General features: G+C 62.4%; 36 protein-coding genes and 1 pseudogene. 5 read left to right on the top strand and 32 right to left on the bottom strand.

The genetic code is table 11. From position 1 onward, the window contains the following. Positions 1-48 precede the first annotated feature (48 nt). Positions 49-543: a peptidylprolyl isomerase gene (locus F7R02_RS06390; protein ID WP_078591267.1), complete on the bottom strand. Its 495-nt coding sequence runs from the start codon at positions 541-543 to the stop codon at positions 49-51. Positions 544-784: 241 nt separating this feature from the next. Here F7R02_RS06390 and typA point away from each other — a divergent pair, with 241 nt between their 5' ends. The 3 genes from typA (at position 785) to F7R02_RS06375 (ending at position 4,854) form a co-directional block, all read left to right on the top strand. Continuing rightward, positions 785-2,614 carry a translational GTPase TypA gene (typA, locus tag F7R02_RS06385; RefSeq protein ID WP_003486646.1) on the top strand — a complete coding sequence of 610 codons (1,830 nt, stop codon included), beginning with the start codon at positions 785-787 and terminating at the stop codon, positions 2,612-2,614. Positions 2,615-2,681: 67 nt separating this feature from the next. Beyond that, complete coding sequence (locus F7R02_RS06380; RefSeq protein ID WP_008571656.1) at positions 2,682-3,101, top strand: DUF2127 domain-containing protein; 420 nt, start codon at positions 2,682-2,684, stop codon at positions 3,099-3,101. Between the two features lie 103 nt (positions 3,102-3,204). Next, positions 3,205-4,854, top strand: a complete 1,650-nt coding sequence (locus F7R02_RS06375) for an amidase (protein WP_172397294.1) — start codon at positions 3,205-3,207, stop codon at positions 4,852-4,854. A 244-nt stretch (positions 4,855-5,098) separates the two neighbouring features. Here F7R02_RS06375 and F7R02_RS06370 read toward each other — a convergent pair whose 3' ends face one another. Both F7R02_RS06370 and F7R02_RS06365 read right to left on the bottom strand, forming a co-directional pair. After that, entirely contained in the window at positions 5,099-6,226 is a 1,128-nt protein-coding gene (locus F7R02_RS06370; RefSeq protein WP_003486654.1) for a mechanosensitive ion channel family protein, read from the bottom strand. An 85-nt stretch (positions 6,227-6,311) separates the two neighbouring features. Beyond that, positions 6,312-7,709 carry a class II 3-deoxy-7-phosphoheptulonate synthase gene (locus tag F7R02_RS06365; RefSeq protein WP_003486657.1) on the bottom strand — a complete coding sequence of 466 codons (1,398 nt, stop codon included), beginning with the start codon at positions 7,707-7,709 and terminating at the stop codon, positions 6,312-6,314. Between the two features lie 245 nt (positions 7,710-7,954). On the opposite strand from F7R02_RS06365, the gene F7R02_RS06355 reads away from it, so the two are divergent. Together F7R02_RS06355 and F7R02_RS06350 are read left to right on the top strand one after the other, a co-directional pair. Beyond that, positions 7,955-10,078, top strand: a complete 2,124-nt coding sequence (locus tag F7R02_RS06355; RefSeq protein WP_078591265.1) for a TonB-dependent receptor — start codon at positions 7,955-7,957, stop codon at positions 10,076-10,078. A gap of 93 nt (positions 10,079-10,171) precedes the next feature. After that, a pseudogene (locus F7R02_RS06350) lies at positions 10,172-10,434 on the top strand (hypothetical protein). 136 nt (positions 10,435-10,570) lie between these two features. Here F7R02_RS06350 and F7R02_RS06345 read toward each other — a convergent pair. The 29 genes from F7R02_RS06345 to F7R02_RS06205 all read right to left on the bottom strand — a co-directional run. Next, a complete protein-coding gene (locus F7R02_RS06345) occupies positions 10,571-11,089 on the bottom strand; it encodes a disulfide bond formation protein B (protein WP_003486663.1) in 519 nt (172 codons plus the stop codon). 389 nt (positions 11,090-11,478) lie between these two features. After that, positions 11,479-11,862, bottom strand: coding sequence for a 50S ribosomal protein L17 (rplQ, locus tag F7R02_RS06340; RefSeq protein ID WP_003486665.1), 384 nt, complete (start codon positions 11,860-11,862; stop codon positions 11,479-11,481). A gap of 180 nt (positions 11,863-12,042) precedes the next feature. Next, the gene (locus F7R02_RS06335) at positions 12,043-13,041 is read right to left on the bottom strand and encodes a DNA-directed RNA polymerase subunit alpha (protein WP_002811635.1); all 999 of its coding nucleotides are present in this window, start codon (positions 13,039-13,041) and stop codon (positions 12,043-12,045) included. 53 nt (positions 13,042-13,094) lie between these two features. Beyond that, positions 13,095-13,721 (bottom strand): 30S ribosomal protein S4, encoded by a 627-nt coding sequence (gene rpsD / locus F7R02_RS06330; protein WP_002811641.1) that lies wholly within the window; start codon positions 13,719-13,721, stop codon positions 13,095-13,097. 15 nt (positions 13,722-13,736) lie between these two features. After that, positions 13,737-14,129, bottom strand: coding sequence for a 30S ribosomal protein S11 (rpsK, locus tag F7R02_RS06325; protein WP_078591264.1), 393 nt, complete (start codon positions 14,127-14,129; stop codon positions 13,737-13,739). A gap of 10 nt (positions 14,130-14,139) precedes the next feature. Further along, positions 14,140-14,496 carry a 30S ribosomal protein S13 gene (gene rpsM, locus F7R02_RS06320; protein WP_003486672.1) on the bottom strand — a complete coding sequence of 119 codons (357 nt, stop codon included), beginning with the start codon at positions 14,494-14,496 and terminating at the stop codon, positions 14,140-14,142. Between the two features lie 332 nt (positions 14,497-14,828). Continuing rightward, positions 14,829-16,193 carry a preprotein translocase subunit SecY gene (secY, locus tag F7R02_RS06315; protein WP_003486674.1) on the bottom strand — a complete coding sequence of 455 codons (1,365 nt, stop codon included), beginning with the start codon at positions 16,191-16,193 and terminating at the stop codon, positions 14,829-14,831. Positions 16,194-16,200: 7 nt separating this feature from the next. After that, entirely contained in the window at positions 16,201-16,644 is a 444-nt protein-coding gene (rplO, locus tag F7R02_RS06310; protein ID WP_003486676.1) for a 50S ribosomal protein L15, read from the bottom strand. A 4-nt stretch (positions 16,645-16,648) separates the two neighbouring features. Further along, positions 16,649-16,840 carry a 50S ribosomal protein L30 gene (rpmD, locus tag F7R02_RS06305; protein ID WP_003486678.1) on the bottom strand — a complete coding sequence of 64 codons (192 nt, stop codon included), beginning with the start codon at positions 16,838-16,840 and terminating at the stop codon, positions 16,649-16,651. After that, positions 16,833-17,375 carry a 30S ribosomal protein S5 gene (gene rpsE / locus F7R02_RS06300; protein ID WP_003486682.1) on the bottom strand — a complete coding sequence of 181 codons (543 nt, stop codon included), beginning with the start codon at positions 17,373-17,375 and terminating at the stop codon, positions 16,833-16,835. The genes rpmD and rpsE overlap by 8 nt, the downstream gene beginning before the upstream one ends. A 158-nt stretch (positions 17,376-17,533) precedes the next feature. Continuing rightward, complete coding sequence (rplR, locus tag F7R02_RS06295) at positions 17,534-17,893, bottom strand: 50S ribosomal protein L18 (RefSeq protein WP_003486684.1); 360 nt, start codon at positions 17,891-17,893, stop codon at positions 17,534-17,536. An 88-nt stretch (positions 17,894-17,981) separates the two neighbouring features. Next, positions 17,982-18,509 carry a 50S ribosomal protein L6 gene (gene rplF / locus F7R02_RS06290; protein ID WP_078591263.1) on the bottom strand — a complete coding sequence of 176 codons (528 nt, stop codon included), beginning with the start codon at positions 18,507-18,509 and terminating at the stop codon, positions 17,982-17,984. A gap of 15 nt (positions 18,510-18,524) precedes the next feature. Continuing rightward, on the bottom strand, positions 18,525-18,923 hold the full coding sequence (gene rpsH / locus F7R02_RS06285) for a 30S ribosomal protein S8 (RefSeq protein ID WP_003486688.1): 399 nt from the start codon (positions 18,921-18,923) through the stop codon (positions 18,525-18,527). A gap of 205 nt (positions 18,924-19,128) precedes the next feature. Beyond that, positions 19,129-19,434: a 30S ribosomal protein S14 gene (gene rpsN, locus F7R02_RS06280; RefSeq protein ID WP_005917137.1), complete on the bottom strand. Its 306-nt coding sequence runs from the start codon at positions 19,432-19,434 to the stop codon at positions 19,129-19,131. Between the two features lie 18 nt (positions 19,435-19,452). Beyond that, complete coding sequence (gene rplE / locus F7R02_RS06275; protein WP_003486694.1) at positions 19,453-19,995, bottom strand: 50S ribosomal protein L5; 543 nt, start codon at positions 19,993-19,995, stop codon at positions 19,453-19,455. Between the two features lie 11 nt (positions 19,996-20,006). Then, on the bottom strand, positions 20,007-20,324 hold the full coding sequence (gene rplX / locus F7R02_RS06270; protein WP_003486696.1) for a 50S ribosomal protein L24: 318 nt from the start codon (positions 20,322-20,324) through the stop codon (positions 20,007-20,009). Positions 20,325-20,339: 15 nt separating this feature from the next. Beyond that, positions 20,340-20,708, bottom strand: coding sequence for a 50S ribosomal protein L14 (gene rplN / locus F7R02_RS06265; RefSeq protein ID WP_003486699.1), 369 nt, complete (start codon positions 20,706-20,708; stop codon positions 20,340-20,342). Positions 20,709-20,722: 14 nt separating this feature from the next. Continuing rightward, complete coding sequence (gene rpsQ, locus F7R02_RS06260; protein WP_003486701.1) at positions 20,723-20,992, bottom strand: 30S ribosomal protein S17; 270 nt, start codon at positions 20,990-20,992, stop codon at positions 20,723-20,725. Positions 20,993-21,003: 11 nt separating this feature from the next. After that, complete coding sequence (gene rpmC / locus F7R02_RS06255; RefSeq protein ID WP_003486703.1) at positions 21,004-21,189, bottom strand: 50S ribosomal protein L29; 186 nt, start codon at positions 21,187-21,189, stop codon at positions 21,004-21,006. Beyond that, the gene (rplP, locus tag F7R02_RS06250; protein WP_003486706.1) at positions 21,189-21,602 is read right to left on the bottom strand and encodes a 50S ribosomal protein L16; all 414 of its coding nucleotides are present in this window, start codon (positions 21,600-21,602) and stop codon (positions 21,189-21,191) included. The genes rpmC and rplP overlap by 1 nt, the downstream gene beginning before the upstream one ends. 5 nt (positions 21,603-21,607) lie before the next feature. Then, entirely contained in the window at positions 21,608-22,342 is a 735-nt protein-coding gene (rpsC, locus tag F7R02_RS06245; protein WP_003486708.1) for a 30S ribosomal protein S3, read from the bottom strand. 17 nt (positions 22,343-22,359) lie between these two features. Beyond that, positions 22,360-22,695, bottom strand: a complete 336-nt coding sequence (gene rplV / locus F7R02_RS06240; RefSeq protein ID WP_003486710.1) for a 50S ribosomal protein L22 — start codon at positions 22,693-22,695, stop codon at positions 22,360-22,362. A 12-nt stretch (positions 22,696-22,707) separates the two neighbouring features. Further along, positions 22,708-22,977 (bottom strand): 30S ribosomal protein S19, encoded by a 270-nt coding sequence (gene rpsS / locus F7R02_RS06235; RefSeq protein ID WP_005917128.1) that lies wholly within the window; start codon positions 22,975-22,977, stop codon positions 22,708-22,710. A 6-nt stretch (positions 22,978-22,983) separates the two neighbouring features. Further along, positions 22,984-23,811 (bottom strand): 50S ribosomal protein L2, encoded by an 828-nt coding sequence (gene rplB / locus F7R02_RS06230; protein ID WP_003486715.1) that lies wholly within the window; start codon positions 23,809-23,811, stop codon positions 22,984-22,986. Positions 23,812-23,821: 10 nt separating this feature from the next. Further along, a complete protein-coding gene (gene rplW / locus F7R02_RS06225) occupies positions 23,822-24,121 on the bottom strand; it encodes a 50S ribosomal protein L23 (protein ID WP_003486717.1) in 300 nt (99 codons plus the stop codon). After that, a complete protein-coding gene (rplD, locus tag F7R02_RS06220; RefSeq protein WP_078591297.1) occupies positions 24,118-24,723 on the bottom strand; it encodes a 50S ribosomal protein L4 in 606 nt (201 codons plus the stop codon). Before rplD ends, rplW begins: the two co-directional genes overlap by 4 nt. Before the next feature lie 12 nt (positions 24,724-24,735). Further along, a complete protein-coding gene (gene rplC, locus F7R02_RS06215) occupies positions 24,736-25,386 on the bottom strand; it encodes a 50S ribosomal protein L3 (RefSeq protein WP_005917121.1) in 651 nt (216 codons plus the stop codon). Between the two features lie 11 nt (positions 25,387-25,397). Beyond that, positions 25,398-25,709 carry a 30S ribosomal protein S10 gene (rpsJ, locus tag F7R02_RS06210; protein WP_003486723.1) on the bottom strand — a complete coding sequence of 104 codons (312 nt, stop codon included), beginning with the start codon at positions 25,707-25,709 and terminating at the stop codon, positions 25,398-25,400. A 467-nt stretch (positions 25,710-26,176) separates the two neighbouring features. Beyond that, a partial coding sequence (locus F7R02_RS06205; RefSeq protein ID WP_484573170.1) for an EF-Tu C-terminal domain-related protein occupies positions 26,177-26,303 on the bottom strand: 127 nt, incomplete at its 5' end.

Here is a 26,303-nt window from a genome sequence, read left to right as displayed (position 1 = left end):
CATTGACAAGCGAACGGCCGCACATGGCGGCCGTTCGACGGGATGCGATCAGGCGGCGAGGATCTTGTTCCACTCCGCAACGCGGTCGGCCTTGGCGGCCAGCACGGCGTCGGTGTCGCCTTCGATGGTGAGGGTATTGATGGTGTCGCCCTGGGCAACGCTATCGACCACGTCCAGGCCCTGGGTGACCTTGCCGAACACGGTGTGCTTGCCGTCCAGCCACGGGGTGGCGGTGTGGGTGATGAAGAACTGGCTGCCGTTGGTGTTCGGGCCGGCATTGGCCATGGACAGCACGCCGCGCTCGTGGCCGACGCCATTGTTGGTCTCGTCTTCGAAACGGTAGCCCGGGCCGCCGCGACCGGAACCTTCCGGGCAACCGCCCTGGATCATGAAGTCGGCGATGACGCGGTGGAAGCTCAGGCCGTTGTAGAAGCCGCGCTTGGCCAGGTTGACGAAGTTGGCAACCGTCAGCGGGGCCTTGTCCGGGTACAGCTCGACGACGATGGGGCCGCGGGAGGTGTCGAGAGTGGCGATCAGGGACATAGAAATCCTTGCAGGTTCTGGAGTGATCAATAGCCCGTTAGGATACACCCGGGTGCGTGGCCGGCCGCATGGGTACGACCATCGTCCAACGCTCCCGCCTGCCACGTACCCGGCCCGTCACGCCAGCTGAATGGGCGATCTGAATCGGCTCAGGGCAATCGGCAACGGCAGCGCAACGAAACCGCTATAATGTCGGGCTTACCTCATCTCAAGACTGGCGCCAGACAGGGGCCCTTTCCGCATGTCTATCGAAAAACTCCGCAATATCGCCATCGTCGCGCACGTCGACCATGGCAAGACCACCCTCGTCGACTGCCTGCTGAAGCAGTCCGGCACCCTGTCCGAACGCACCGTGTTGGCTGAGCGCGTGATGGACAGCAACGACCAGGAAAAGGAACGTGGCATCACGATCCTGGCCAAGAACACCGCCATCACTTGGCAGGGCAACCGCATCAATATCGTCGACACCCCCGGACACGCCGACTTCGGTGGCGAAGTCGAGCGCGTGCTGTCGATGGTGGACTCGGTGCTGATCCTGGTCGACGCGATGGATGGCCCGATGCCGCAGACCCGCTTCGTGACCCAGAAGGCCTTTGCGATGGGTTTCAAGCCGATCGTGGTGGTCAACAAGATCGACCGTCCCGGCGCACGCCCTGACTGGGTGATCGACCAGGTGTTCGACCTGTTCGACAAGCTCGGCGCCACCGACGAGCAGCTGGATTTCCCGATCGTCTACACCTCCGCACTGAACGGCTACGCAAGCCTGGATTCGGACGTGCGCGAAGGCGACATGACCCCGCTGTACGAAGCGATCATGCAGCACGTGTCGGCCCCGGACGTGGACCCGGACGGCCCGTTCCAGATGCGCATCAGCCAGCTGGACTACAACAACTTCGTGGGCGTGATCGGCATCGGCCGCATCCAGCGCGGCACCCTGAAGAAGAACATGCCGGTCAGCGTGATCGACCGCGAAGGCAAGAAGCGCCAGGGCAAGGTGCTGCAGGTGCTGGGCTTCCTGGGCCTGGAGCGTATCGAGCAGGACACCGCCGAGGCCGGCGACATCGTGGCCATCTCAGGCATCCAGGAACTGACCATCTCCGACACCGTGTGCGCGCTCGATCATCCCGAAGCGCTGCCGGCGCTGACCGTGGACGAGCCCACCATCTCGATGACCTTCCAGGTCAACAACTCGCCGTTCGCCGGTAACAAGGACCTGTCCGGCGGCAAGTTCCTGACCAGCCGCCAGCTGCGCGACCGTCTGGACCGCGAGAAGGTGCACAACGTGGCGCTGAAGGTCGAGGAAGGCTCGGACGCCGACAAGTTCCTGGTCTCCGGCCGTGGCGAGCTGCACCTGTCGGTGCTGATCGAAAACATGCGTCGTGAAGGCTACGAGCTGGCCGTGTCGCGTCCGGAAGTGATCATCAAGGAAATCGACGGCAAGCTGATGGAGCCGATCGAACAGCTGGTGGTGGACATCGAAGAACAGCACCAGGGCGGCGTGATGGAAAAGCTGGGCACCCGCAAGGGCCAGCTGAAAAACATGGAACCCGACGGCAAGGGCCGCGTGCGTCTGGATTACATGATCCCGGCGCGTGGCCTGATCGGCTTCCAGAACGAATTCCGCACCCTGACCCAGGGCTCGGGTCTGCTGTTCCACGTGTTCGACCACTACGGTCCGAAGGAACAGGGCGCGATCGCCAAGCGCCAGAACGGCGTGATGATCGCCAATGCACCGGGCGCGACGCCGGCTTATGCGCTGGGACCGCTGGAAGAGCGCGGCCGCCTGTTCGCCGCCGAAGGCGACAACGTGTACGAAGGCCAGCTGGTCGGTATCCACTCCAAGGACAACGACCTGACCGTCAACGCGATCAAGACCAAGCCGCTGACCAACATGCGCGCCTCGGGCAAGGACGATGCGATCAAGCTGACCCCGGCGATCAAGTACACGCTGGAACAGGCGCTGGACTTCATCGAGGACGACGAGCTGGTGGAAGTCACGCCGAAGGAAATCCGCCTGCGCAAGAAGTTCCTCACCGAAAGCGACCGCAAGCGTGCTGGCCGTTCGGGCTGAGTTGTTGAGCTGACGCGTGAGTGACAAACCCTATAGCCCGGATCCGCGCGCGCATCCGGGACTGCATGTGATCGCCTTGCTTGAGGCGGTCAAGGGGACGCTTGCGCTGTTGGCGGCGACGGGCCTGGAAATTCTGGGCCCGCTCCCGCTGCAAAACGCGGTCATCACCCTGATCCGCCGCTTCAATCTGGACCCCGACCACGGCGCACTGCCGTCGTTGCTCAAGACCATCAGCCCCGATGCAGTGCATCTGGCCGCTGCCGCCATGCTGGCCTATGGCCTGCTGCATGTGGTGGAAGCCTGGGGTCTGTGGCGTGCCAAGGCGTGGGCCTCGGTGCTGGGCTGCCTGTCGGCGGCCATCTATCTGCCTTTCGATATCTACGCCATCGTGCGTCATCCCGGCTGGACCGCCTGGGGCGTGTTGGCGATCAACCTGCTGGTGGTCGGCGTGCTCGCACGCGACCTGGTGCGACGCCGCCGTCGCTGAGCCTGCCTGCCCGTTTGCGGGCACGCCCTCCGTTGTCACCCCGACGCAGCGCCGTTAGCCTGCGACTTCTCCCCGGGGATGACCATCCATGCGATTCACTCTTTTGTCCTTCGCGCTGCTTGCCGCGCTGTGCGGCTGTGCGCATGCCGATGATCCATCGCGTTCTGCGACCGGCACTGCCGACGCGTCCACCGCCCATCCTATCGATCTGAGCGAGGCCGACGTGGCCGGCCTGCAGGCGCGCATGGCCAGCGGCCAGAGCAGCAGCCTGCAACTGACGCGCGCGTATCTGCAGCGTATTGCCAGCATCGATCGCGACGGCCCCAGGCTCAACGCGGTGATCGAACTCAATCCGCAGGCCGAAGCCGACGCCCGCGCCCTGGACGCCGAACGCAAAGCCGGCCACGTGCGTGGGCCGCTGCACGGGATCCCGGTGCTGCTCAAGGACAATATCGACGCGCTGCCGATGGTCAACAGCGCCGGCTCGCTGGCGCTGGCCGAGTTCCGTCCCGACCGCGACGCGTTTGTGGTGCAGCGCCTGCGCGCTGCCGGTGCGGTGATCCTGGGCAAGACCAACCTCAGCGAATGGGCCAATTTCCGCTCCACCCAATCCAGTTCCGGCTGGAGCGGACGCGGAGGGCTCACGCGCAATCCGTATGCGCTGGATCGTAATCCCTGCGGCTCCAGTGCCGGCACCGGTGCGGCCATCGCGGCAAGCCTGGCTACCGTCGGCATCGGTACCGAAACCGATGGCAGCATTACCTGTCCGGCATCGGTCAACGGCCTGGTCGGGCTCAAGCCGACCGTTGGCCTGGTCAGTCGCGACGGCATCATCCCGATTTCCACCAGCCAGGACACCGCCGGCCCGATGACCCGCAACGTCGCCGATGCGGCTGCAGTGCTGCAAGCCATCGCCGCACCCGACCCGCAGGACCCGGCCACCGCCAGGGCACCGGCGACCAGCGTCGATTATCTCGCCCACCTGAAACCCGACAGCCTGCGTGGCGCGCGCCTGGGCCTGTTGCGCAACCCGCTCCGCGAGGACCCGGCGATCGCCACGGCGCTCGACCGCGCCGTGCAGACGCTGCGTGCAGCAGGCGCTACTGTGGTCGAGACCGCCCTGGTCACCGATGGCAAGTGGGACGCAGCCGAGCAGATGGTCTTATTGGTCGAATTCAAGGCCGGCTTGAATGCGTATCTGCAAAACCACCACACGCCCGTGGCGACCCTGCAGCAGTTGATTGCGTTCAATCGCAACCATGCGCAGCGCGAGATGCCGTACTTCGGGCAGGAGCTGTTCGAACAGGCGCAGGCAGCGCCCGGTCTCGATGATGCGGGGTATCTGAGCGCGCGCGCCAACGCCAAGCGGTTGGCCGGGCCGGAAGGCATCGACGCAGCCTTGAAGGCAGATCGCCTGGATGCCTTGATCGTGCCCACCACCGGCGCGGCGTGGGTCACCACGCTCGGCAAGGGCGATACCTTCCCCGGCGCCGGCTATGGTGCCGCTGCAGTGGCCGGCTATCCAAGCCTGAGCGTGCCGATGGGACAGACCCAGGGCTTGCCACTTGGCCTGTTGTTCATGGGCACGGCCTGGAGCGAGCCGCGCCTGATCGAGCTGGCGTATGCGTACGAACAACGCAGCCATGCGCGCTTTACGCCTGGCTATGCGCCCAGTGCGCCGGCTGCGCCAGGTCCGGCAACGTCAGGCACGACACCCGTCGCGCCGGCGCAGGGGTCGCGCCAGCATGATTGACCGCTGTGACGCCTTGCGTCCCAGAGGACGAACCGGCCCGGTGGGGACTTGTGCAAATACCTGCCGAATACATGTGATGCCGGCAGTTGGCGCAATACCACCCGACAAAAGCAGCTACATATCGTAGCGAGCGTCGTCAGGTGGCGTGGCCGGCGTGCACGGAACCGCATGTACGAGTAGTCAATGCCAATTCCGAGCACGGCCGCACCCGCTTGGCGGCCATGCAGTTGTTTTCTTGGCCGCGCTAGATGCTGGCCGCAGGCTCGCCGTCTTCTGCGCCCGGCGAGCGCACGCTCTCCTGCGCAATCGGCTCGGCAGGGCGTGATGGCGGCCTTTCCTGCGTCGCGATTTCGGCGCGCAGCCTCGGCAATGCATACGTATGCTCGCGCGTCAGGAAATCGATCATGCGTTCGCGCACCAGGCAGCGCAGATCGAAGGCATCGCCGGAATTGCGCGCGCTTACCAGCAGTCGCACCTGGATGGTGTTGTCGCTGGTGTCGGTAATCTGGGTCACGCACACGCGGCCATCCCATAGCGGTTCGCTGTGGCAGATACGCTCCAGTTCCGCACGTACCGCTGCAATCGGCGTACGGTAATCCAGCCACAGGAACGCGGTGCCGAGCAGGTCGGCACTGCTGCGCGTCCAGTTCTGAAACGGGTTTTCGATCCACCAGGTCAGCGGCACCACCATGCGGCGCTCGTCCCAAATCCGCACCACCACGTACGAGCTGCCGATCTCTTCGATGCGGCCCCACTCGCCTTCCACGATCACCACATCGTCCAGGCGAATCGGCTGGGTCAGTGCGATCTGCAAGCCGGCGATCAGGTTGCCGAACACCGGCTTGGCCGCGATACCGGCCACCAGCCCGATGATGCCGGCCGACGCCAGCAATGTCTTGCCGATCTGGCGCACCTGCGGGAAGGTCAGCAGCACCACCGAAATGCCGAGCAGGATCACCGTGCCCATCAGCACGCGGCTCAGCACCCGCGTCTGGGTCTGGATACGCCGTGCGGTGAGGTTGTCCGACACCTCGATCGGGTTGCTGCGCAAGATCGCCGCCTCGCCGGCGGCCACCGCGCGTACCAGCAACCAGGTGACGCAGCCGACGATTCCCAGATGCAGCAGATGCTGCACCGCTGCCAGCGCCTTGCCGGCCAACGGGGTCGCTTCGGTGGCGATCCCCAGAAACAACAGCGGCAGGATAAACGCCGCCGGCAGCGTGATCACGCGAATGATGCGCGCACGGCGGTAGTCGCGGCCCTGCATGCGGCGAAACAGCCACAGCATCAACGACCAGGTGACGATGCCCGCCAGCAGCGAGGCACCGAGCGGAATTGCGTATTCGCGGATGACGTTCCAATCGGCAGTCAAACCGTTCCTCCTGTGGGGGGAAAGAGGGATGGCTGCCAGAGCATGCCGCACGCGGCATGAGCATCACGTCATGCGCACACGCCGCTCATGCGCCCAGCGGCTGCGAGGCCGCCTGTTGTTGCTTGCGCACGATCGCCATCGCAATTTCCAGCGACTGTTCGTAGTTCAGACGCGGATCCACGCTGGAGCGATACGCCCGCTCCAGATCCCGCTCGGTGAGCTCGCGCGCACCGCCGGTGCATTCGGTGACATCTTCGCCGGTGAGTTCCAGATGCACGCCACCCAGCCGCGTGCCGGCGGCCGCGTGCAGATCGAACGAGGTCTCCACTTCGTTGCGGATATTGTCGAAACGCCGGGTTTTATAGCCATTTCCGGTGCTTTCGGTATTGCCATGCATCGCATCGCAGACCCACAGCACCCGCCGCCCGTCGCGCTTGACCGCATCCAGCAACGGCGGCAGCTTGTCGGCGATCTGCGCCGCACCCATGCGATGGATGAAGCTCAAACGCCCGGGTTCGTCCTCAGGATTGAGCACATCGATCAGGCGCAGCAGCTGGTCCGGCTGCACCGACGGCCCCACCTTGATCGCGATCGGGTTGCGCACGCCACGCAGGTATTCCACGTGCGCGCCATCCAGCGCGGCCGTCCGCATCCCGATCCATGGGTAGTGCGTGCTGAGATTGAACCAGCCCCACTGCCGCGGCACCTGACGGGTCAGGCCTTCCTCGTACGGCAGCAACAAGGCCTCATGCGAGGTGTAGAAATCGATGCGATTGAGGTTGTAAACCTCCGCCCCGGACAGCGTTTCCATGAAGCGCACGGCGTCGCCGATCGAGGCAACCATCTTTTGGTAGTCCGCCGCCAGCGGCGAATAGCCCACCCAGTCCAGATTCCAGTATTCGGGGTGATGCAGGTCGGCGAAGCCACCGTCGATCAACGCGCGCACGAAGTTCATCGTCATTGCCGAGCGCGAATGCGCGGTGATCATGCGTCGCGGATCGGGCACGCGCGCGGCCTCGGTGAAGGCCGGCGCATTGATCACATCGCCGCGATAGCTCGGCAAGGTCACGCCATCGCGCGTTTCGGTATCGGCCGAGCGCGGCTTGGCGTATTGCCCGGCAAAGCGACCCACCCGCACCACCGGCAAATGCAGGCCGTGCACCAGCACTAGGCTCATTTGCAGCAGCACCTTCAACCGGTTGGAGATGGTGCCCGATTCGCAATCGCTGAAATTCTCAGCGCAATCGCCACCCTGCAGCAGGAAGCGCTTGCCTTCCTGCGCTTCCGCCAGCTGGCGCTTGAGCGCAAAGATTTCCCACGAGGTCACCAGCGGCGGCAGCCGCCCCAACTCGTGCATGGCCGCCTGCAGCGCGTTTTCATCCGGGTACACCGGCAGTTGCAATGCAGGTTTGCCGCGCCAGCTGTCCGGTGCCCACGCTGCGGCGGCGGAATCGGTAACGGAAGTGGCAGCGGAAAGATTCATGAGAGGACTCCTAGGCAGCCTGCGATGTTGGCAGAGCCGGAACGCTACGCAAAGCGCCGGGAGGCCAGTGGCTCCGAATTTCCGCCGCGTCGGTCCGACGTGGCGTTCGCGCGCCGGCCCCTTCGACCTGAACAGCAAACAACATCGCCCGTCGAGCCATGACTTTCGACCTACGCTAGCGCTCGCCAAAGCGCCCAACGTTACAAAATAACAACACCTTCCCTCACCCACCGCGCGAAACCGCCATGACTCCTCGCCTTCTGTCTGCCGCCATCACCGTCGCCTTGCTGGCCGCCCCCATCGGTGCGGCGTCTGCCGCCGATGCCGACTCCGAGCGCACGACCGACCTGGATACGGTCAATGTGATCGCCAAGCTCGAGGCGGCACGCAATGCCCTGTCGCCGGATATCGGCAGCAGCCAATTTGCCATCACCGCTGACGATATCGATCGCCTGCCGCTCGGCGCGGCGACGCCACTCAATCAGGTCCTGCTGCAGGCGCCGGGCGTGGTACAGGATTCCTACGGCGGCATCCACGTGCGCGGCGACCACGCCAACCTGCAGTACCGCATCAACGGCGTGATCATTCCCGAATCCATCTCTGGCTTCGGCCAGAGCCTGGAGCCACGCATCATCAAGAACCTCAAGCTGCTCGATGGCGCATTGCCGGCACAGTTCGGCGACCGCACCGCTGCGGTGGTCGACATCACCACCAAGAATGGGGCCGAGCTCGGCAATGGCGGCAGCGTCGGCATCACCGCCGGCTCCTACGGCACCATCAACCCCAACGCCTCGCTGTGGGGCAGCAGCGGGCGTTTGAGCTGGTTCGTCAGCGGCGATTACGACCAGAACAAGAATGGCCTGGAAAACCCGGTCGACAGCCTCAACCCCCTCCATGACAAAACCCATCAGGGCAAGGGCTTCGCCGATCTGACCTACCTGGTCAACGAGGACACCCGTCTCAGCCTGCTGGTCGGCTACGCGAACAACCGCTTCCAGATCCCCAACAATCCGGGGCAGACGCCGGCCTTCGATTACCTGGGCACCACCGATTTCGACTCCTCGCGCCTGGACGAGAACCAGCGCGAAAACACCCGTTTCGGCACCCTGGCCCTGCAAGGCACGCTCGGCGACACCAACTATCAGCTCTCCGCCGGCCAGCGTTACAGCAGCGTCGCCTTCTCCCCCGACGTTGCCGGCGACCTGATCTTCAACGGCATCGCCTCGCAAGTGGACCGCAGCAACCGCGCCAATACCGTGCAGGCGGACTTCGCAACGCCCTGGGGCGGATCGCATACGCTGCGCTACGGCGTGTACGGCAATTTCGAACACGCCATCGCCAGCAACAATTCGTATGTCTTCCCTGCCAACGACGACGGCAGCCAGAGCAGCAACGTGCCGCTGTTCATTCTCGACGGCAGCCGCTTCCATGCCAGCACCTACGCGCTCTACCTGCAGGACGAGTGGAAGATCGGCGAGGACTGGACCGTCAATTACGGCCTGCGCGGCGACAAGTACAAGGCCTTCGGCACGACCGAAGGTCAGCTCAGCCCGCGCCTGGGCGTCATCTGGCGCGCCAGCGACAGCACCACCCTGCATGCCGGATACGCGCGTTACTTCACCCCGCCGGCCAGCGAGCTGATCTCCACCAGCGACATCGCGCTCTACGACGGCACCACCAATCAGCAGTCGGCCGGTGACGGCCCGACCACGCCACTGAGCGAGCGTAGCGACTACTACGACCTGGGTATCTCGCAGGTGGTCACCGATCATCTGACGCTTGGCCTGGACACCTATTACCGCGAGGCCGACCGGCTCCAGGACGAAGGCCAGTTCGGTGCCGCCTATGTCTATTCCACCTTCAATTACCGCTATGGCCGCATCCGCGGCGCCGAATTCAGCGCCGACTACACCAACGGGCCCGTGACGGCATATTTCAACCTCGCCTACAGCAAGGCCATGGGCAAGCGGGTCATGACCAGCCTGTACAACTTCGATCCGGATGCGCTGGCCTATACCTACGACAACTGGATCCACCTGGATCACGACCAGAAGCTGACCTCGTCCGGCGGCGTCAACTACGCCTTCAGCGAAGGCAGCAAGGTCGGCGTCAACTATCTGTTCGGCAGCGGTTTGCGCACCGATACCGACACCGTACCCAACGGCGCTTCGCTTCCGTCGTACTTCCAGTTGAATGCCAGCGTCGGTCACGACTTCGACGTCAACACGCATCCGCTGCATGTGCAACTGGCCGCGGTCAATGTCCTCAACCGCAGCTACCAGTTGCGCGATGGTGGCGGCATCGGCGTGTTCGCGCCGCAATGGGCGCCGCGCCGCGGCGTCTATGTGAGCCTGCAGCAGGACTTCTGATTGCCGTGCGAGGCAGCGAATGGACCGGAACACGACCAGCCCATTCGGTGCCGAAAGGCTGCAGCACGGCTGGCCACGCTGCGTACCGCCTGCATGGCGGGTGCGCATCGTTTGGCGGACGTGTACATATCGGCTTATTGATTCGAGCGGTGCCACGATCCAACTGCGATCCACCAGCGCTAGCCAGCGGAAAGAGCCAGTACTCAGTCACGCCTCCGATGTCGCTATTCTCGCTCACGGTCGACACGCCGCAGACGCATGCAAGCGGCAGCAATGGCTTCGAGTATGAAGGCCAGGAAGCAGACGCGTCGAGCAAGCGCGGCGCAGGCCACCTTGCGACGAATCAAGGCGCCTGACCTGCAGCGGAAGGCGTACCTTTTACCCGTCAATTACGCATCAGCGTCGTCTAGGTAACGCACAGCGGCCGTTCCCGTCGCGATGCCCCAGCACGCCTACGAGGCTGCCGCAGGGCATTGCAAAGCGCCGGACCTGTTAGTGATGAACCGAACTACGCCGTACCTTGAAGCCCGCGTATAGGGCCCACAGCGCCAACCCTACGAACCACACCATGCTCCACATCGGCATGCTCAACCCGAGGAAGCGCCAATCGATATTGCCGCAGTCGCCGGTGCCGGTCAGCACGGTGCGGAACACCTCGAAGGGCCCCATCGTCTCGCTCAGAAAGCTCAACGGCGGCCCGCACGAAGACATCATGTCCTTGGGCCGGATCTGCACCCACACATGCCGCGCAGCGATGCCCATACCCACGCCTGCGGCGATGAAACTCAAGACCCCATAGACCTTGCGCCCGGCGGCGGCACGCGGCCCATGCAGCGCGCCAAGCAGGAAAAACACTGCCAGCGCTGCGAAGGCGATCCGTTGGAAGATGCACAGCGGGCAAGGCTCCAGACCCAGATGCAACTGCACATAGATCGCGTAAGCCAGCAATCCTGCGCATGCAAGAAAGCCCAGCAGAAACTGCGCCCGGAAACTCCAACGAAATGGATTCATCGTCACTGCTTGCCTTGGGTCAAGCTGTCGATTATCAGCCATCGCCACGGCCGTGACCACGCATGTCCGAACGGGCGGGCCATCGGGCCAGGCACTGGTGGGATCTTCCGCATGGCCGCGACGAAGACCTGCACGCATTACCCCCAGGATCAAGGACACCGGACCAAATACCCAATCTCAGCGACGCGCGGTGCCCTCCGGCACCGGCCCGCATCGACAAGCCGCAGGCGCTTCCACTTGAGGCCTGCTTAGCGGCATCGCCTCATCTTGTGCAGCACGCGTCGGCGGACCGATAGAGCCGACAGCGTTCAGCGCCCCCCCCTTCGACCAGCAATAAAAAAGCCCGGCGTGTGCCGGGCTTTTCAAGAATCTTTATAGAGGCGATCCGATTACTCGGCCACTTCTTCGGCAACGACCGGACGGTCGACCAGCTCGACATACGCCATCGGCGCATTGTCGCCGGCACGGAAGCCAGCCTTCAGGATGCGCAGGTAGCCGCCGGGACGGGTCGCGTAACGCGGGCCCAGTTCGACGAACAGCTTGCCCACGGCTTCCTTGTCGCGCAGGCGAGCAAATGCCAGACGACGATTGGCAACGCCATCGACCTTGCCGATGGTAATCAGCGGCTCGGCGACGCGACGCAGTTCCTTGGCCTTCGGCAAGGTGGTCTTGATCAGCTCGTGCTTGAACAGCGAGGCGGCCATATTGCGGAACATGGCTTCGCGGTGTGCGCTGGTACGGTTGAACTTACGGCCGGATTTCTGGTGACGCATGAGTATGTTTTCCTAAGGAATATTGAGACTGCTTCAGTGACGTTGTCGCCATCCTGGCGCTGTTGAATGGACTGCGGTTGGTCCGAGCCGGCCGTCCTTTGACCGGATGTCATCGCGGGCTTCGGCCCGTCGATGTAGAAAAACAGCATGGGCGCCCGAAGACGCCCATGCGGTGACCCATTAACCAAGCATGCCGTGCTGGGCGACACCGGCCGGCGGCCAGTTCTCCAGCTTCATGCCCAGAGCAAGGCCGCGCTGCGCCAGCACTTCCTTGATTTCGGTCAGCGACTTCTTGCCCAGATTCGGGGTCTTGAGCAGCTCCACTTCGGTTTTCTGGATCAGATCGCCGATGTAGTAGATGCTCTCGGCCTTCAGGCAGTTGGCCGAACGCACGGTCAGCTCGAGGTCGTCGATCGGACGCAGCAGCACCGGATCCACGCCGCTGGCAGCCGGCTTGGCCGCACCGCGATCGCGGTGGGTGAAATCGCCGAACACCGACAGCTGATCGCTAAGGATGTCGGCGGCGGTGCGCACGGCTTCCTCTGCATCGATCGTGCCGTTGGTTTCGATATCGATCACCAGCTTGTCGAGGTCGGTGCGCTGTTCAACACGCGCAGCTTCCACGGCGTAGGCAACGCGACGCACGGGCGAGAACGACGCATCCAGCATCAGACGACCGATGGTGCGGGTCTCTTCGTCCGGACGACGACGCGCAGCAGCCGGCTGATAGCCGAAACCGCGCTCGATCTTCAGGCGCATGTTCAGCGCCGTATCCTTGGTCAGATGGCAGATCACGTGGTCGCCGTTGATGATCTCGACGTTGTGATCGGTCCTGATGTCTGCCGCAGTGACCGTACCCGGACCCTGCTTGGACAACGACAGCGTGGCGCTATCGCCACTGTGCATACGAATCGCCACGTCTTTCAGGTTCAGCAGGACGTCGAGCACGTCTTCCTGCAGACCTTCGACCGTGGTGTACTCGTGGAGCACACCGTCGATCTCGACCTCGGTGATCGCAAAACCGGGGATCGACGACAACAACACACGACGCAGGGCATTGCCCAACGTGTGCCCGTAACCGCGCTCCAAGGGTTCGATCACGACCTTGGCACGGTTGTCGGTAAGACGTTCGATCTGCGGACCACGGGGGCGCAGAACCTGGTTGGCGGTAACCGTCATGTTGCGGGGTCTCCTGCGAACCTCCGGCAGTACCGGAGGTTCTCCAATGTGAATTACTTCGAATACAACTCGACGATCAGCGCTTCGTTGATATCCGAAGGCAGGTCAGCGCGATCCGGAACGGCCTTGAACACGCCGCTGAACTTCTTCGAATCGACTTCAACCCACGACGGCGTCATGTCGTGCTGCTCAGCCACGGTCAGGGCTTCCTGCACGCGGAGCTGCTTCTGCGCCTTTTCCGACAGCGTGATCGCATCGCCAGCCTTGATCTGGTACGAGGCCAGATTCACCGACTTGCCGTTGACCAGCACGCCACGGTGCGACACCAGCTGGCGCGCGGCCGGACGGGTGACGGCAAAACCCATGCGATAGCAGACGTTGTCCAGACGGGTTTCCAACAACTGCAGCAGGTTCTCGCCCGTGTTGCCCTTCTTGGTCGAGGCCTTCTTGTAGTAGTTGCGGAACTGACGTTCCAGCAGACCGTAGATACGCTTGACCTTCTGCTTTTCGCGCAGCTGGGTGGCGTAGTCGGAAAGCTTGCCCTTGCGAGCCGCGCCGTGCTGGCCGGGCTTCTGCTCAAGCTTGCACTTGGAGTCCAGCGCACGCGCCGGGCTCTTGAGGGAAAGGTCGGCGCCTTCGCGACGCGCGAGCTTACAGGTAGGACCGATATAACGAGCCATTTCTTATCGCTCCCTTTAGACGCGACGCTTCTTCGGCGGACGGCACCCGTTGTGCGGGATTGGCGTCACGTCGATGATGTTGGTGATCTTGTAGCCCACGTTGTTCAACGAACGCACGGCCGACTCACGGCCCGGACCCGGACCCTTGATACGCACTTCCAGCGACTTCACGCCGTAATCGAGCGCAGCGCGGCCAGCCTTCTCGGTGGCAACCTGGGCAGCGAACGGGGTCGACTTGCGCGAACCACGGAAACCGGCGCCGCCGGACGTGGCCCACGACAGCGCGTTGCCCTGGCGATCGGTGATGGTGACGATGGTGTTGTTGAACGAAGCGTGGACGTGAGCGACGCCGTCGGTGATGACGCGCTTGATCTTCTTCTTCGTTTTCTTTTCTGCTGGCTTGGCCATGATCTATCCCTTACTTCCTGATCGCCTTGCGCGGACCCTTGCGGGTGCGGGCGTTGGTACGGGTGCGCTGACCACGCAGCGGAAGACCACGGCGATGACGCAGACCGCGATAGCAGCCCAGGTCCATCAGTCGCTTGATCGCGATACCGATTTCGCGGCGCAGGTCGCCTTCGACGACATACTTGCCGACTTCGGCGCGCAGGCGCTCGATTTCGGGTTCGGACAGATCACGAATCTTCGTGGTCGAGGTAACGCCTGCGGATTCGCAGAGCTTCTTCGAACGGGTACGGCCGATGCCGTAGATGCTTTGCAACCCGACCCAGACGTGCTTCTGGGCTGGCAGGTTGACGCCTGCAATACGCGCCATGACGCGATTCTCCAACTGAGTGATGGCCCGACAGCGCCCAGGCGCCATCCGGCAGGATGGATCAAAAGTTAACTCGGAATTATAGCAAGGCCTCGGATTGCTTTGAAGCCCGTGGAACCAGAGGTTCCATGGACCCGGCGTGGGGAGTGTGCCCTCGCTCCGGCGCCGGACGGTGCTGATCCAGAAAACCACTCCGAATCGCCTGTGCTACTCCCGCACAGAACCACCCCGTCACACCCGCGCGCGAGACGTCGCGCGAGCCGCCCTTCTGATCGGAAGATCGTGGCCCGGGAACCAGGCCGTCTTCACGTAATGAAGATCTAGTGTACCACTTAACCGCGCGCAAGACCGCCGCGCGAGCCGCCCTTGAGGTTGGCCTTCTTCAGCAAGCTCTCATACTGGTGCGACATCAGGTGCGCCTGGATCTGCGCAATGAAGTCCATCACCACCACCACTGCAATCAACAGCGAGGTGCCGCCGAAGTGGAACGAAGTGCCGAGCTGCGTGCGCATGATTTCCGGCAGCAGGCAGACGATTACCAGGTACAACGAACCGGCAGCTGTCAGGCGCGTCAGCACGCCATCGACGTAATCTGCGGTGGCCTTGCCTGGACGGATGCCCGGAATCAGCGCGCCCGACTTCTTGAGGTTGTCGGCGGTTTCCTGCGAGTTGAACACCAGCGCGGTGTAGAAGAACGCAAAACCGATGATCAGCGCAGCGAAGACCAGCATGTGCACCGGCTCACCGGGGCCAAGCGCGTTGGCAATCTTCTGCAGCCACGAGCCGATACCACCCGATGCAGCCTGACCCGACCACATCGACAACGTTGCCGGGAATGCCAGGATGCTGGACGCGAAGATCGGCGGAATCACACCGGCCATGTTCAGCTTGAGCGGCAAGAACGAGGTCTGGTTCATATACGCATTGCGACCGCCCTGGCGGCGCGCGTAGTTGACCGTGATCCGCCGCTGCCCACGCTCGACAAACACGACGAACAGCGTGAACGCCAGGATGGTGATGACGATCAACAACAGCGAGATGAAGCTCAGATTGCCTTCGCGGAAGGCTTCGACCGTCTGGATGGCCGCCGACGGCAGGCCAGCCACGATGCCGGCAAAGATGATCAGCGATACGCCGTTACCGATGCCGCGCTCGGTAACCTGCTCGCCTACCCACATCAGGAAGATGGTACCAGCGGTCAAAGCGATCACCGCGGTGAGCACGAAGCCCATGCCCGGCGCATACACCACCGGAGCGCCACCAGGGGCGGTCTGGTTCTGCAGTGCCAGCGCGATACTGCCGCCCTGCACCACCGCCAGCAACACCGCACCGATGCGCGAATATTGGGTGATCTTGCGTCGGCCCGATTCGCCTTCTTTCTGCATCGCCTTGAGGGCGGGAAAGATGTGCGTGGCCAACTGGATCACGATCGATGCCGAAATGTACGGCATCACATTCAATGCAAAAATACTGAAACGGTGCAGGGCGCCGCCCGAGAACATGTTGAACATGTCCACGATGCCGCCGCCCTGCGCCTGCATCAACGAAAGCATGGCATCGGGATTCACGCCAGGCACCGGCACATAGCAGCCGATGCGATAAACGATCAATGCCCCGAGGACGAACAGCAACCGCTGGCGAAGTTCTGTGAACTTGCCGAGCCCGCCGCCGAGGTTACCAATGCCAGCCTGCGCCATCTGCCGATTACTCCTCTACGCTGCCGCCGGCAGCTTCGATTGCCGCCTTGGCGCCTGCGGTTGCCGCAACGCCCTTCAGCACGAACTTCTTGCTCAGCTCGCCCTTCAGCACGATCTTCGCCTTCTTGGCGCGGCTCGGGACCAGATTGGCCGCACGCAGCGCTGCAAAGTCGACATCGCCAGCATCCAGCTTGTCCAACTGGTAGGACAACACTTCTGCGGTATCGCGCGCCATCTTGGAGCGGAAACCGATCTTCGGCAGACGACGCTGCATCGGGGTCTGGCCGCCTTCGAAGCCGGCCTTGATCTTGCCGCCACCCTTACGAGCGAACGAACCCTTGTGACCGCGACCAGCGGTCTTGCCGAGGCCCGAACCGATACCACGACCGACGCGGGTGCGCTCGGTACGGGCGCCGTCGGCCGGCTTGAGGTCATTAAGACGCAGAGTCATGGGATTACTCCTCAACCTTGACGAGGTAGTGAACCGTATTGATCAGACCACGCACCTGCGGGCTGTCCTTCAGTTCACGCACATCGTTGAGCTTATTCAGGCCCAACGCACGCACCGACAGGCGGTGACGCGACTGGGTTCCACGCAGGCCACGCACCAGGCGCACCTTGACGGTCTTGTTGGTGTCCTTAGCCATGGTTGAGCTCCTCCACCTTCTTGCCGCGCTTGGCCGCAACGCGTGCCGGCGACTGCACTTCCGACAGACCCTTGAGAGTCGCACGGACCAGGTTGATCGGGTTACGCGAACCGACGGCCTTGGCCAACACGTTCTTGACGCCAACCGCTTCCAGCACAGCGCGCATGGCGCCGCCTGCGATGACGCCCGTACCTTCCGACGCCGGCTGCATGTAGACGCGTGCTGCGCCATGGCCAGACTTGACGGCATGCCACAAGGTGCCGTTGTTCAGATCGACAGTAGCCAGGTTCTTGCGTGCCTGTTCCATCGACTTTTGGATGGCGACCGGCACTTCGCGCGCCTTGCCATAACCAAAACCGACCTTGCCCAGACCATCGCCGACCACGGTCAGCGCGGTGAAGGTGAACTGGCGACCGCCCTTGACCGTCTTGCTGACGCGATTGACCGCGACCAGCTTTTCGATCATGCCATCGTCGACTTTCTCTTCGCGGTTACGGTCGCGATCACGACCCCGCGGTGCACGTTCTTCTGCCATCTTGATTCCTTGATTGATTGAGTATGTACGGCTCGAAGCCGCTTATGGTTGTGAAGTGAAGCGGTGTTCCCGGCACCGTTGCAAAAGAACGGGGCGGTCCGGCATTTCCCTGCCGGCGGTATTGCGGAGGCGGTCGATGACCGCCTCCGCAGCAGTGCTTAGAACTGCAGGCCGCCTTCGCGCGCTGCGTCGGCGAGCGCCTTGATGCGGCCATGGTAGCGGTAGCCCGAGCGGTCGAATGCAACCTTCTCGATGCCAGCAGCCTTGGCGCGTTCGGCGATCAGCTTGCCGACCTTGGCAGCCGCATCGCTGTTCTTGCCATTCTTCAGGCCATCCTTGACGTCGGCCTGCAGGGTGTTCGCAGCAGCGATCACCTTGGAGCCATCGGCAGTGAAGACCTGCGCGTACAGGTGCTGACCGGTGCGCAGCACCGACAGACGGGCAACGCCCAGCTCACGGATGTGCGCACGGGTGGACTTGGCGCGGCGCAGACGGGCGATGTTCTTGTTGATGCTCATGATATTTATCCTACGAAAGCTGAAGGGAAAGCGTGCTCCTATCAAAAGTCCGCACAGGGATGTGCGGGCTCCTGCGAGGGACTCGCCATTAAGCCTTCTTGGCTTCCTTGCGAATGATGACTTCACCGGCGTACTTCACACCCTTGCCCTTGTAGGGCTCCGGCGGACGGAAACCGCGAATCTTGGCGGCAACTTCGCCGACGCGCTGCTTGTCGGCGCCCTGGACCACGATTTCGGTCTGAGTGGGAGTCGACAGCGTGATGCCTTCCGGCGCCACGAACACCAGCGGGTGCGAGAAACCGAGCGCCAGGCTCAGGTCCTTGCCCTGCATGGCAGCGCGGTAACCGACGCCGACCAGTTCGAGCTTGCGCTCGAAGCCTTCGGAGACACCCTTGACCATGTTGGCCAGGATGGCGCGGACGGTGCCGGTGAGGGCGATCTGCGACGGATCGTTGGCCGACAGCGTGGCAACGCCGCCATCGATGGCGATTTCGACACCAGCCGGCTTCGGCAGGATCAACGTGCCCTTCGGGCCCTTGACGCTGACCAGCTCAGGCTGGACGTTGAGTTCAACACCCTTCGGGAGGGAGACAGGCTTCTTGGCTACACGGGACATGTTCGATTCCTTCCCTTAGGCCACGAAGCACAGAACTTCACCACCAACGCCGGCTTCGCGAGCCTGCGCATCGGTCATGATGCCCTTCGACGTGGAGATGATGGCGATACCCAGGCCACCCAGGACCTTGGGCAGCTCGGTCTTGCCGCGGTACTGGCGCAGACCCGAGCGCGAAAAACGCTTCAGGGTCTCGATGACCGGGCGGCCTTCGAAATACTTCAGCACGATTTCCAGTTCCGCCTTGTTGTTTTCGGTCTGGGTCACGCGCAGGTCGGTGATGTAACCCTCGTCCTTCAGGACTTGGGCGATCGCAACCTTAATCTTGGACGACGGCAATTTCACCGTCTGCTTACCAACCGCGGCCGCATTCTTGATGCGAACCAGCAGGTCGGCGATGGGATCAGTCATGCTCATGTGAGTACCTTTGAGTGCACCGATATCCGCTTTCGCGAAAATCTTGTGTTTTCCTGGGGACGGGCCAGGACCCTTGACGCCATGCCAGGCCCGCACGGGCAAGACAGAAGCGGAAGTATACGACAAAAGAGCCCGACTTGCGTCGGACTCCCTTGTTGAACAGAACGATCCTGTTCAAATCCGGCCGCGAACGGCCGGAATGCAGTTACCAGCTTGCCTTGCGCAGGCCCGGAACGTCGCCGTTCATCGTGGCCTTGCGCAGCATATTGCGACCCAGGCCGAACTTGCGGTAGACACCGCGCGGGCGACCGGACAGCTCGCAACGGTTGCGGTGGCGGCTCGGCGACGAATCGCGCGGCAGCTTCTGCAACTTGGTCGACGCATCGATCTTCTCTTCGTAGGACGCATCCTGACTGGAGAGGATCTTCTTCAACGCATCACGCTTGCCGGCGAATTTCTTCGCCAGCTTTGCACGCTTGATGTCGCGGTGGATCATGGAGGTCTTTGCCATTTCGGATGTCCTCGACGGTCAGTTACGGAACGGGAACTTGAACGCTGCCAGCAGCGCCTTCGCTTCCGCATCCGTCTTGGCGGTGGTGGTAATGGCGATATCCATACCGCGGATCGCGTCGACGGCGTCGAAGTCGATTTCCGGGAAGATGATCTGTTCCTTCACACCCATGTTGAAGTTGCCACGACCGTCGAAGGAGCGACCGGACACACCACGGAAGTCACGCACGCGCGGCAACGAGATGTTGATCAGACGATCCAGGAACTCGTACATCTTGGCGCGACGCAAGGTGGTCTTGCAGCCGATCGGCCAGCCGTCACGGATCTTGAAGGATGCGACCGAAACGCGCGACTTGGTGACCACCGGCTTTTGACCGGAGATCTTCGCCATGTCGGCAACCGCATTTTCCAGGATCTTCTTGTTGGTAGCGGCTTCGCCTACGCCCATATTGAGCGTGACCTTGACCAGCTTCGGCACTTCCATCGGATTGGTGTAGCCGAACTCCTTCATCAGGGCCGGCACCACGTTGTCCTTGTAAAACTTTTCGAGACGAGTGTTCATGATCTCATTCCTCAGGCGTCGAGCGCCTCACCGCTGGAGCGGAACACACGCAGTTTGCGTCCATCCTCCAGCACCTTGAAGCCAACGCGCTCGCCCTTGCCCGTTGCCGGGTTGACGATATTGACGTTGGAGATATGGATCGACGCTTCACGCTCGACCACGCCGCCGGCAACGCCTGCCTGCGGGTTCGGCTTGGTGTGGCGCTTGATGACGTTGGCGTTGGAGACGATCACGCGATCGCCGTCCACACGCACCACTTCACCCTGCTTACCCTTGTCCTTGCCGGTGTTGATGACGACCTGGTCGCCCTTCTTGATACGGTTAGCCATGTGTATGTCCTCCGCTCACAGCACTTCGGGAGCGAGCGAGACGATCTTCATGAACTTCTCGGAACGCAGCTCGCGCGTCACCGGCCCGAAGATGCGGGTCCCGATCGGCTCCTGCTTATTGTTCAACAGCACAGCGGCGTTGCCATCGAAGCGGATCAGCGAACCGTCGGGACGGCGCACACCCTTGCGAGTACGCACCACGACGGCGTCGTAGACTTCGCCTTTCTTGACCTTGCCACGCGGAATGGCGTCCTTGACGGTCACCTTGATGATGTCGCCAATATGTGCGTAACGGCGCTTGGAGCCGCCCAGCACCTTGATGCACATCACTTCCTTGGCACCCGAATTGTCGGCGACATCGAGGTAGCTCTGCATCTGGATCATGATTCAGATCTCCCTTATTCGGCCGAACGGGTGACGATTTCCACCACCCGCCAGTTCTTGGTCTTGGACATCGGAGCAATCTCGGTCACACGAACGACGTCGCCTTCGTTGCAGGCATTGTCGGCGTCGTGTGCGTGCAGCTTGGTCGAGCGCTTGATGTACTTGCCGTACAGAGCATGCTTGACCTGGCGCTCCACCAACACGGTGACCGTCTTGTCCATCTTGTTGCTGACGACACGGCCTTCGACCGTGCGCAGCGTTTGCTTTTCGTTATTGTCGCTCATCGCGGCCGTCCTTACTTGGTGCTGCCGAGCAGGTGCTTGACGCGAGCAATCTCGCGGCGCACCCGGCGGGTTTCGTGGGTCTTCGGCAGCTGGCCGGTGACCTGCTGCATACGGAGCGAGAACTGCTCCTTACGCAGATCGGTCAGATGGGCCTTCAATTCGTCAGCCGACTTCTCGCGGAGTTGTTTGATATCCATCAGCGCACCGTCCGGGTCACGAAAGTGGTGGTCACCGAGAGCTTGGCAGCGGCAAGGCGGAACGCCTCACGTGCGGTCTCTTCGGGGATTCCCTCGATTTCATAGATCATGCGGCCCGGCTGAATCTGCGCGACCCAGTACTCCACGTTGCCCTTACCGGAGCCCATGCGGACTTCGATCGGCTTCTTGGTGATCGGCTTGTCGGGGAACACACGGATCCACATCTTGCCGCCCTTCTTGACGTGGCGGCTGATCGTGCGGCGTGCTGCTTCAATCTGGCGTGCGGTCAGCTGACCGTGCGCCGTGGCCTTGAGACCGTACTCGCCGAAGCTGACGGCGTTTCCGCTCCATGCCAGGCCGTCGTTACGGCCCTTGTGCATCTTGCGATATTTGGTTCGCTTGGGTTGCAACATTGCCGTTACCTCGCTTCACGAGCCGGGCGCGACGGGCGGTCACCACGGTCGCCGCGATCGTTACGATCGTTGCGCGGGCTGTCGTCCTGCTTTTCCTGGCCAACCTGAGAGAAGTCGAAGACTTCGCCCTTATAGATCCAGACCTTGATACCGATGATGCCGTACGTCGTGGACGCCTCGGCAAAACCGTAATCAATGTCGGCACGTAGCGTGTGCAGCGGCACGCGGCCTTCGCGGTACCACTCCGAACGGGCGATTTCTGCACCGTTGAGGCGGCCAGCCACATTGACCTTGATGCCCAGGGCACCCAGGCGCATCGCGTTACCGACCGAGCGCTTCATTGCACGGCGGAACATGATGCGACGCTCAAGCTGCTGCGCGATCGACTCGGCGACCAGCTGCGCGTCCAGCTCCGGCTTGCGCACTTCGGTGACGTTGATGTGCGCCGGAACGCCCATCAGCTCGCTCACTTCCTTGCGCAGCTTTTCGATGTCCTCACCACGCTTGCCGATCACCACACCCGGACGGGCGGTGTGAATGGTCACGCGGGCGGTTTTGGCAGGGCGCTCGATCAAGATCTTGCTGACACCTGCCTGCGCGAGCTTCTTGCGCAGCATTTCACGCACTTTCAGGTCGGCTGCCAAATAGGAGGCGAACTCGGCCTTGTTTGCGTACCACTTGGAATTCCAGTCCTTGGCGATGCCGAGGCGGATTCCAGTCGGATGAACTTTATGACCCATGGTCTTTTCCTTTCCGCTTACTTGGCGGCGCCCACAACCACAGTGATGTGGCTGGTGCGCTTGAGGATGCGGGTACCGCGGCCTTTCGCCCGCGCCATGAAACGCTTCAGGGAGGGACCTTCATCAACCATGATGGTCTTGACCTTCAGCTCGTCGACATCCGCGCCCTGATTGTTCTCGGCATTGGCGATCGCCGACTCCACCACCTTTTTGATCAGGTGTGCAGCCTTCTTGTCCGAGAACTTCAGCAGATTGACCGCACGCTCGGCGGACAAACCACGCACCTGGTCAGCGACCAGGCGGGCCTTCTGCGGGGAGATGCGCGCGGTGCGCAGGATTGCTTTCGCTTCCATCGTCATCTCTCCTTACCTGCCCGACTTCTTGTCGCCACCGTGACCCTTGAAGGTCCGGGTGACGGCAAATTCGCCGAGCTTGTGGCCGACCATATTCTCGTTGACGAGCACCGGAATGTGGTTCTTGCCGTTATGCACGGCGATGGTGATGCCTACCATTTCAGGCAGAATCATCGAACGGCGCGACCAGGTCTTGATCGGCTTCTTGCTACCCGCAGCGGACTCCACCTTCTTTGCAAGGTGATGATCGACGAACGGGCCCTTCTTAAGTGAACGTGCCATGGTCGATTAGCCCCTACGATCGCGGACGATGAACTGCTGGGTGCGCTTGTTCTTGCGCGTCTTGTAACCCTTGGTCGGAACACCCCACGGGGTGACCGGATGCGGATTACCCTGACCAGCCTTCGCTTCACCACCACCGTGCGGGTGATCGACCGGGTTCATGGCCGCACCGCGAACGGTCGGGCGAACACCGCGCCAACGCTTGGCGCCGGCCTTGCCCAACTTCTCGAGGTTATGCTCATCGTTGCCGACTTCGCCGATGGTGGCGCGGCACTCGACCGGCACCTTGCGCATTTCGCCCGAGCGCAGACGCAGCGTGGCATAGATGCCTTCGCGAGCGACCAGCTGGACGGCTGCACCGGCAGCACGTGCGATCTGAGCGCCCTTACCCGGCTTCAGCTCGATACCGTGAACCGTCGTACCGACCGGGATGTTGCGCAGCGGCAACGTGTTGCCGGTCTTGATCGGTGCGTTGGCACCGGCAATGACCTGGTCGCCAGCCTTCAGGCCCTTGGGGGCGATGATGTAGCGGCGCTCGCCGTCGACATAGCACAGCAGGGCGATATGAGCGGTACGGTTCGGATCGTATTCGATCCGCTCCACACGCGCCGGAATGCCTTCCTTGTTGCGCTTGAAGTCGATGATGCGGTAGTGCTGCTTGTGACCACCACCGACGTGACGCACGGTGATGCGGCCGTGGTGGTTACGACCACCGGACTTGCTCTGCGAATCGAGCAGCGCCGCGTGCGGTGCACCCTTGTGCAGATCGGGAGTAACCACGCGCACGGCGGAACGACGGCCGGGAGAGGTGGGTTTGAACTTCATCAATGGCATGGGATAGACCTCAGGCCTTGGCCGTTACGTCGATGGACTGACCATCGACCAGGCGGACGTACGCCTTGCGCCAATTGCCACGGTTGCCAGCACGGTTACGGAAGGACTTGCTCTTGCCCTTGACGTTGACCACGTTGACTGCCTTGACCTTGACGTCGAACAGCTGCTCAACCGCGGCTTTTACATCGGCCTTGGTGGCTTCGTTCGAAACTTCGAAGACATACTGGTTGGAGATTTCCTGCAGGCGCGCGGTCTTTTCGGAGACTCGCGGAGCGCGCAGCACGCTGAAGATTTTTTCGTTGCTGCTCATGCCAGCCACTCCTCGACCTTCTTGACCGCGTCAGCGGTGATCACGACCGTATCGGCCCCGACCAGAGCGACCGGATCCAGGCCCTGCACGTCACGCACCTGCACATACGGCAGGTTGCGAGCGGACAGATACAGGTGCTCGGAAGCCTCTTCGGTGACGATCAGCGGGCGCTTGCCCACTCCCAGCCCCTTGAGCTTTTCGATCAAGCCCTTGGTCTTGGTCGCTTCGAGGTCGAACGCGTCGACGATCATCAGACGACCCTGACGGTTCAGCTCGGAGAAGATTGCGCAAATGGCCGCACGGTACATCTTGCGGTTGACCTTCTGCTCGAAGCTGCGCGGCTTGGCCGCGAAGGTCACGCCGCCACCGACGAAGATCGGAGCCGTCAGCGCGCCATGACGCGCACCGCCGCCCTTCTGCTTCTTCGACTTCTTGGTCGTGCCCGCAACTTCCGAACGCGTCTTCTGTGCCTTGGTACCGGCGCGACCGGCGTTGCGATACGCGACGACGACCTGGTGAACCAGATCTTCGCTGAATTCGCGACCGAACACGGCATCGGAGACCGAGACCTTGTTGTTGCTACCCGTGATAACGAGTTCCATCGTCATCTCTCCTTATGCCTTGCTCGCCGGACGGACGATCACGTCGCCACCAGCTGCGCCAGGCACGGCGCCGCGGATAGCAATCAGACCACGCTCGACATCGACCTTGACCACTTCCAGGTTCTGCGTGCTTTGCTGCACGGCGCCCATGTGGCCCGACATCTTCTTGCCCGGGAAAACGCGACCCGGGGTCTGGCGCTGACCCAGCGAACCCGGCGCGCGATGCGACAGCGAGTTACCGTGGGTTGCATCGCCCATACGGAAGTTGTAGCGCTTGATGGTGCCCTGGAAACCCTTACCCTTGGTGACGCCCTGGACGTCAACCTTCTGGCCGACCTCGAAAATGTCCGCCTTGATTTCGCCACCGACGGCGAAATCGCCGAGCTGGGCATCTTCAACACGGAATTCCCACAGGCCACGACCCGCTTCCACCTTCGCCTTCGCGAAGTGGCCAGCAGCCGGTTTGTTGACCAGCGCGGCACGACGGGCGCCAACGGTGACCTGCACGGCGCTGTAGCCGTCAACCTCGACGGTCTTGATCTGCGCGATGCGGTTCGGAGTTGCTTCGATCAGCGTGACCGGTACCGAGCGACCGTCTTCAGTGAAGACGCGGCTCATACCAGCCTTGCGGCCCACGAAGCCCAACGAATATTTCTTCGTCATGGTCGTAGTCCTCAGGTCAGCTTGATCTGGACGTCGACGCCAGCCGCGAGTTCGAGCTTCATCAGCGCGTCCACGGTCTTGTCGTTCGGGTCGACGATATCGAGCACACGCTTGTGCGTGCGGGTTTCGTATTGGTCACGCGCATCTTTGTCAGCGTGCGGGGATACGAGGATGGTGTAACGTTCAATCTTGGTCGGCAACGGGATCGGGCCACGCACTTGCGCGCCGGTCCGCTTAGCCGTTTCGACGATCTCGCTGGCCGAACGGTCGATCAAACGATGATCGAACGCCTTCAACCGAATCCGGATCTTTTGTTCCGACATGACGGAAGCTTCCTTCGTTAAAAGAGCGACGGGCAAGCCTCTGGGATACCTGCCCCGATATTCCTGACGTTGATGAAATCGCCGCGCGTCCTACTGGCGAGGGCATTTCCTCCGCCCAAAAACTGAGGCAGCCCGGTAACCCGGCCTGCCCAGACGGAAAAGTATAATGCGCAACAAGAGCACGGTCAACAACGCATGAGTTGTTGAGTGTTCCATGCAACGCGACCTTCCCGGTCTGGCGAACACGAGCGGCATCCTGCCGTTCTTTTCGCTGTAACTCAGCGCCCTACCCAGGGACACCGAGCCGCGCATTGTAGCGAACATGATTTGGGCGCGCAAGCCCATGCTTGGGTAGACCCGCAGCCCATCCTTACCACCACTGCCTGACAGCAACGAAAAAGGGCCGGCTTGCGCCGACCCCTTTTCCACTGCACCAACGGCCTAGACCGTCAACCTGCAGCCCTCTTTTACTTGATGATCTTGGCAACCACGCCGGCGCCGACGGTACGACCGCCTTCACGGATGGCGAAGCGCAGACCTTCGTCCATCGCGACCGGGTTGATCAGGGTCACGACCATCTTCACGTTGTCGCCC

It is taken from the genome of Xanthomonas cissicola (assembly GCF_008801575.1).
GTDB lineage: Bacteria > Pseudomonadota > Gammaproteobacteria > Xanthomonadales > Xanthomonadaceae > Xanthomonas > Xanthomonas cissicola.
Note: the sequence above shows the minus strand (reverse complement) of the source record. Positions and strands in the feature narration are given on the sequence as shown.

What these genes read in the sequence shown, in the direction of transcription:
- rplN (WP_003486699.1), bottom strand. Translation starts at nt 20,708, where the DNA reads ATGATCCAGATGCAGAGCTACCTCGATGTCGCCGACAATTCGGGTGCC.
- rplB (WP_003486715.1), bottom strand. Translation starts at nt 23,811, where the DNA reads ATGCCATTGATGAAGTTCAAACCCACCTCTCCCGGCCGTCGTTCCGCC.
- rplX (WP_003486696.1), bottom strand. Translation starts at nt 20,324, where the DNA reads ATGGCTAACCGTATCAAGAAGGGCGACCAGGTCGTCATCAACACCGGC.
- rpsQ (WP_003486701.1), bottom strand. Translation starts at nt 20,992, where the DNA reads ATGAGCGACAATAACGAAAAGCAAACGCTGCGCACGGTCGAAGGCCGT.
- rplW (WP_003486717.1), bottom strand. Translation starts at nt 24,121, where the DNA reads ATGAGCAGCAACGAAAAAATCTTCAGCGTGCTGCGCGCTCCGCGAGTC.
- F7R02_RS06365 (WP_003486657.1), bottom strand. Translation starts at nt 7,709, where the DNA reads ATGAATCTTTCCGCTGCCACTTCCGTTACCGATTCCGCCGCCGCAGCG.
- F7R02_RS06335 (WP_002811635.1), bottom strand. Translation starts at nt 13,041, where the DNA reads ATGACGGTTACCGCCAACCAGGTTCTGCGCCCCCGTGGTCCGCAGATC.
- rplE (WP_003486694.1), bottom strand. Translation starts at nt 19,995, where the DNA reads ATGAACACTCGTCTCGAAAAGTTTTACAAGGACAACGTGGTGCCGGCC.
- F7R02_RS06355 (WP_078591265.1), top strand. Translation starts at nt 7,955, where the DNA reads ATGACTCCTCGCCTTCTGTCTGCCGCCATCACCGTCGCCTTGCTGGCC.
- rpsE (WP_003486682.1), bottom strand. Translation starts at nt 17,375, where the DNA reads ATGGCAGAAGAACGTGCACCGCGGGGTCGTGATCGCGACCGTAACCGC.
- rpsC (WP_003486708.1), bottom strand. Translation starts at nt 22,342, where the DNA reads ATGGGTCATAAAGTTCATCCGACTGGAATCCGCCTCGGCATCGCCAAG.
- rpmD (WP_003486678.1), bottom strand. Translation starts at nt 16,840, where the DNA reads ATGGCTAAGGACACCAACAAGACCGTCAAGGTGCGCCTGGTGCGTGGC.
- rpsN (WP_005917137.1), bottom strand. Translation starts at nt 19,434, where the DNA reads ATGGCAAAGACCTCCATGATCCACCGCGACATCAAGCGTGCAAAGCTG.
- F7R02_RS06345 (WP_003486663.1), bottom strand. Translation starts at nt 11,089, where the DNA reads ATGAATCCATTTCGTTGGAGTTTCCGGGCGCAGTTTCTGCTGGGCTTT.
- rplR (WP_003486684.1), bottom strand. Translation starts at nt 17,893, where the DNA reads ATGAGCATCAACAAGAACATCGCCCGTCTGCGCCGCGCCAAGTCCACC.
- rpsK (WP_078591264.1), bottom strand. Translation starts at nt 14,129, where the DNA reads ATGGCCAAGCCAGCAGAAAAGAAAACGAAGAAGAAGATCAAGCGCGTC.
- secY (WP_003486674.1), bottom strand. Translation starts at nt 16,193, where the DNA reads ATGGCGCAGGCTGGCATTGGTAACCTCGGCGGCGGGCTCGGCAAGTTC.
- rplQ (WP_003486665.1), bottom strand. Translation starts at nt 11,862, where the DNA reads ATGCGTCACCAGAAATCCGGCCGTAAGTTCAACCGTACCAGCGCACAC.
- rpsM (WP_003486672.1), bottom strand. Translation starts at nt 14,496, where the DNA reads ATGGCGCGTATTGCAGGCGTCAACCTGCCAGCCCAGAAGCACGTCTGG.
- rpsD (WP_002811641.1), bottom strand. Translation starts at nt 13,721, where the DNA reads ATGGCTCGTTATATCGGTCCTACCTGTAAGCTCGCGCGTCGCGAAGGC.
- rplO (WP_003486676.1), bottom strand. Translation starts at nt 16,644, where the DNA reads ATGACTCTGCGTCTTAATGACCTCAAGCCGGCCGACGGCGCCCGTACC.
- rplF (WP_078591263.1), bottom strand. Translation starts at nt 18,509, where the DNA reads ATGTCCCGTGTAGCCAAGAAGCCTGTCTCCCTCCCGAAGGGTGTTGAA.
- F7R02_RS06390 (WP_078591267.1), bottom strand. Translation starts at nt 543, where the DNA reads ATGTCCCTGATCGCCACTCTCGACACCTCCCGCGGCCCCATCGTCGTC.
- typA (WP_003486646.1), top strand. Translation starts at nt 785, where the DNA reads ATGTCTATCGAAAAACTCCGCAATATCGCCATCGTCGCGCACGTCGAC.
- rpsJ (WP_003486723.1), bottom strand. Translation starts at nt 25,709, where the DNA reads ATGTCGGAACAAAAGATCCGGATTCGGTTGAAGGCGTTCGATCATCGT.
- rpmC (WP_003486703.1), bottom strand. Translation starts at nt 21,189, where the DNA reads ATGGATATCAAACAACTCCGCGAGAAGTCGGCTGACGAATTGAAGGCC.
- rpsS (WP_005917128.1), bottom strand. Translation starts at nt 22,977, where the DNA reads ATGGCACGTTCACTTAAGAAGGGCCCGTTCGTCGATCATCACCTTGCA.
- rplC (WP_005917121.1), bottom strand. Translation starts at nt 25,386, where the DNA reads ATGACGAAGAAATATTCGTTGGGCTTCGTGGGCCGCAAGGCTGGTATG.
- rplP (WP_003486706.1), bottom strand. Translation starts at nt 21,602, where the DNA reads ATGTTGCAACCCAAGCGAACCAAATATCGCAAGATGCACAAGGGCCGT.
- rpsH (WP_003486688.1), bottom strand. Translation starts at nt 18,923, where the DNA reads ATGAGCATGACTGATCCCATCGCCGACCTGCTGGTTCGCATCAAGAAT.
- rplV (WP_003486710.1), bottom strand. Translation starts at nt 22,695, where the DNA reads ATGGAAGCGAAAGCAATCCTGCGCACCGCGCGCATCTCCCCGCAGAAG.
- rplD (WP_078591297.1), bottom strand. Translation starts at nt 24,723, where the DNA reads ATGGAACTCGTTATCACGGGTAGCAACAACAAGGTCTCGGTCTCCGAT.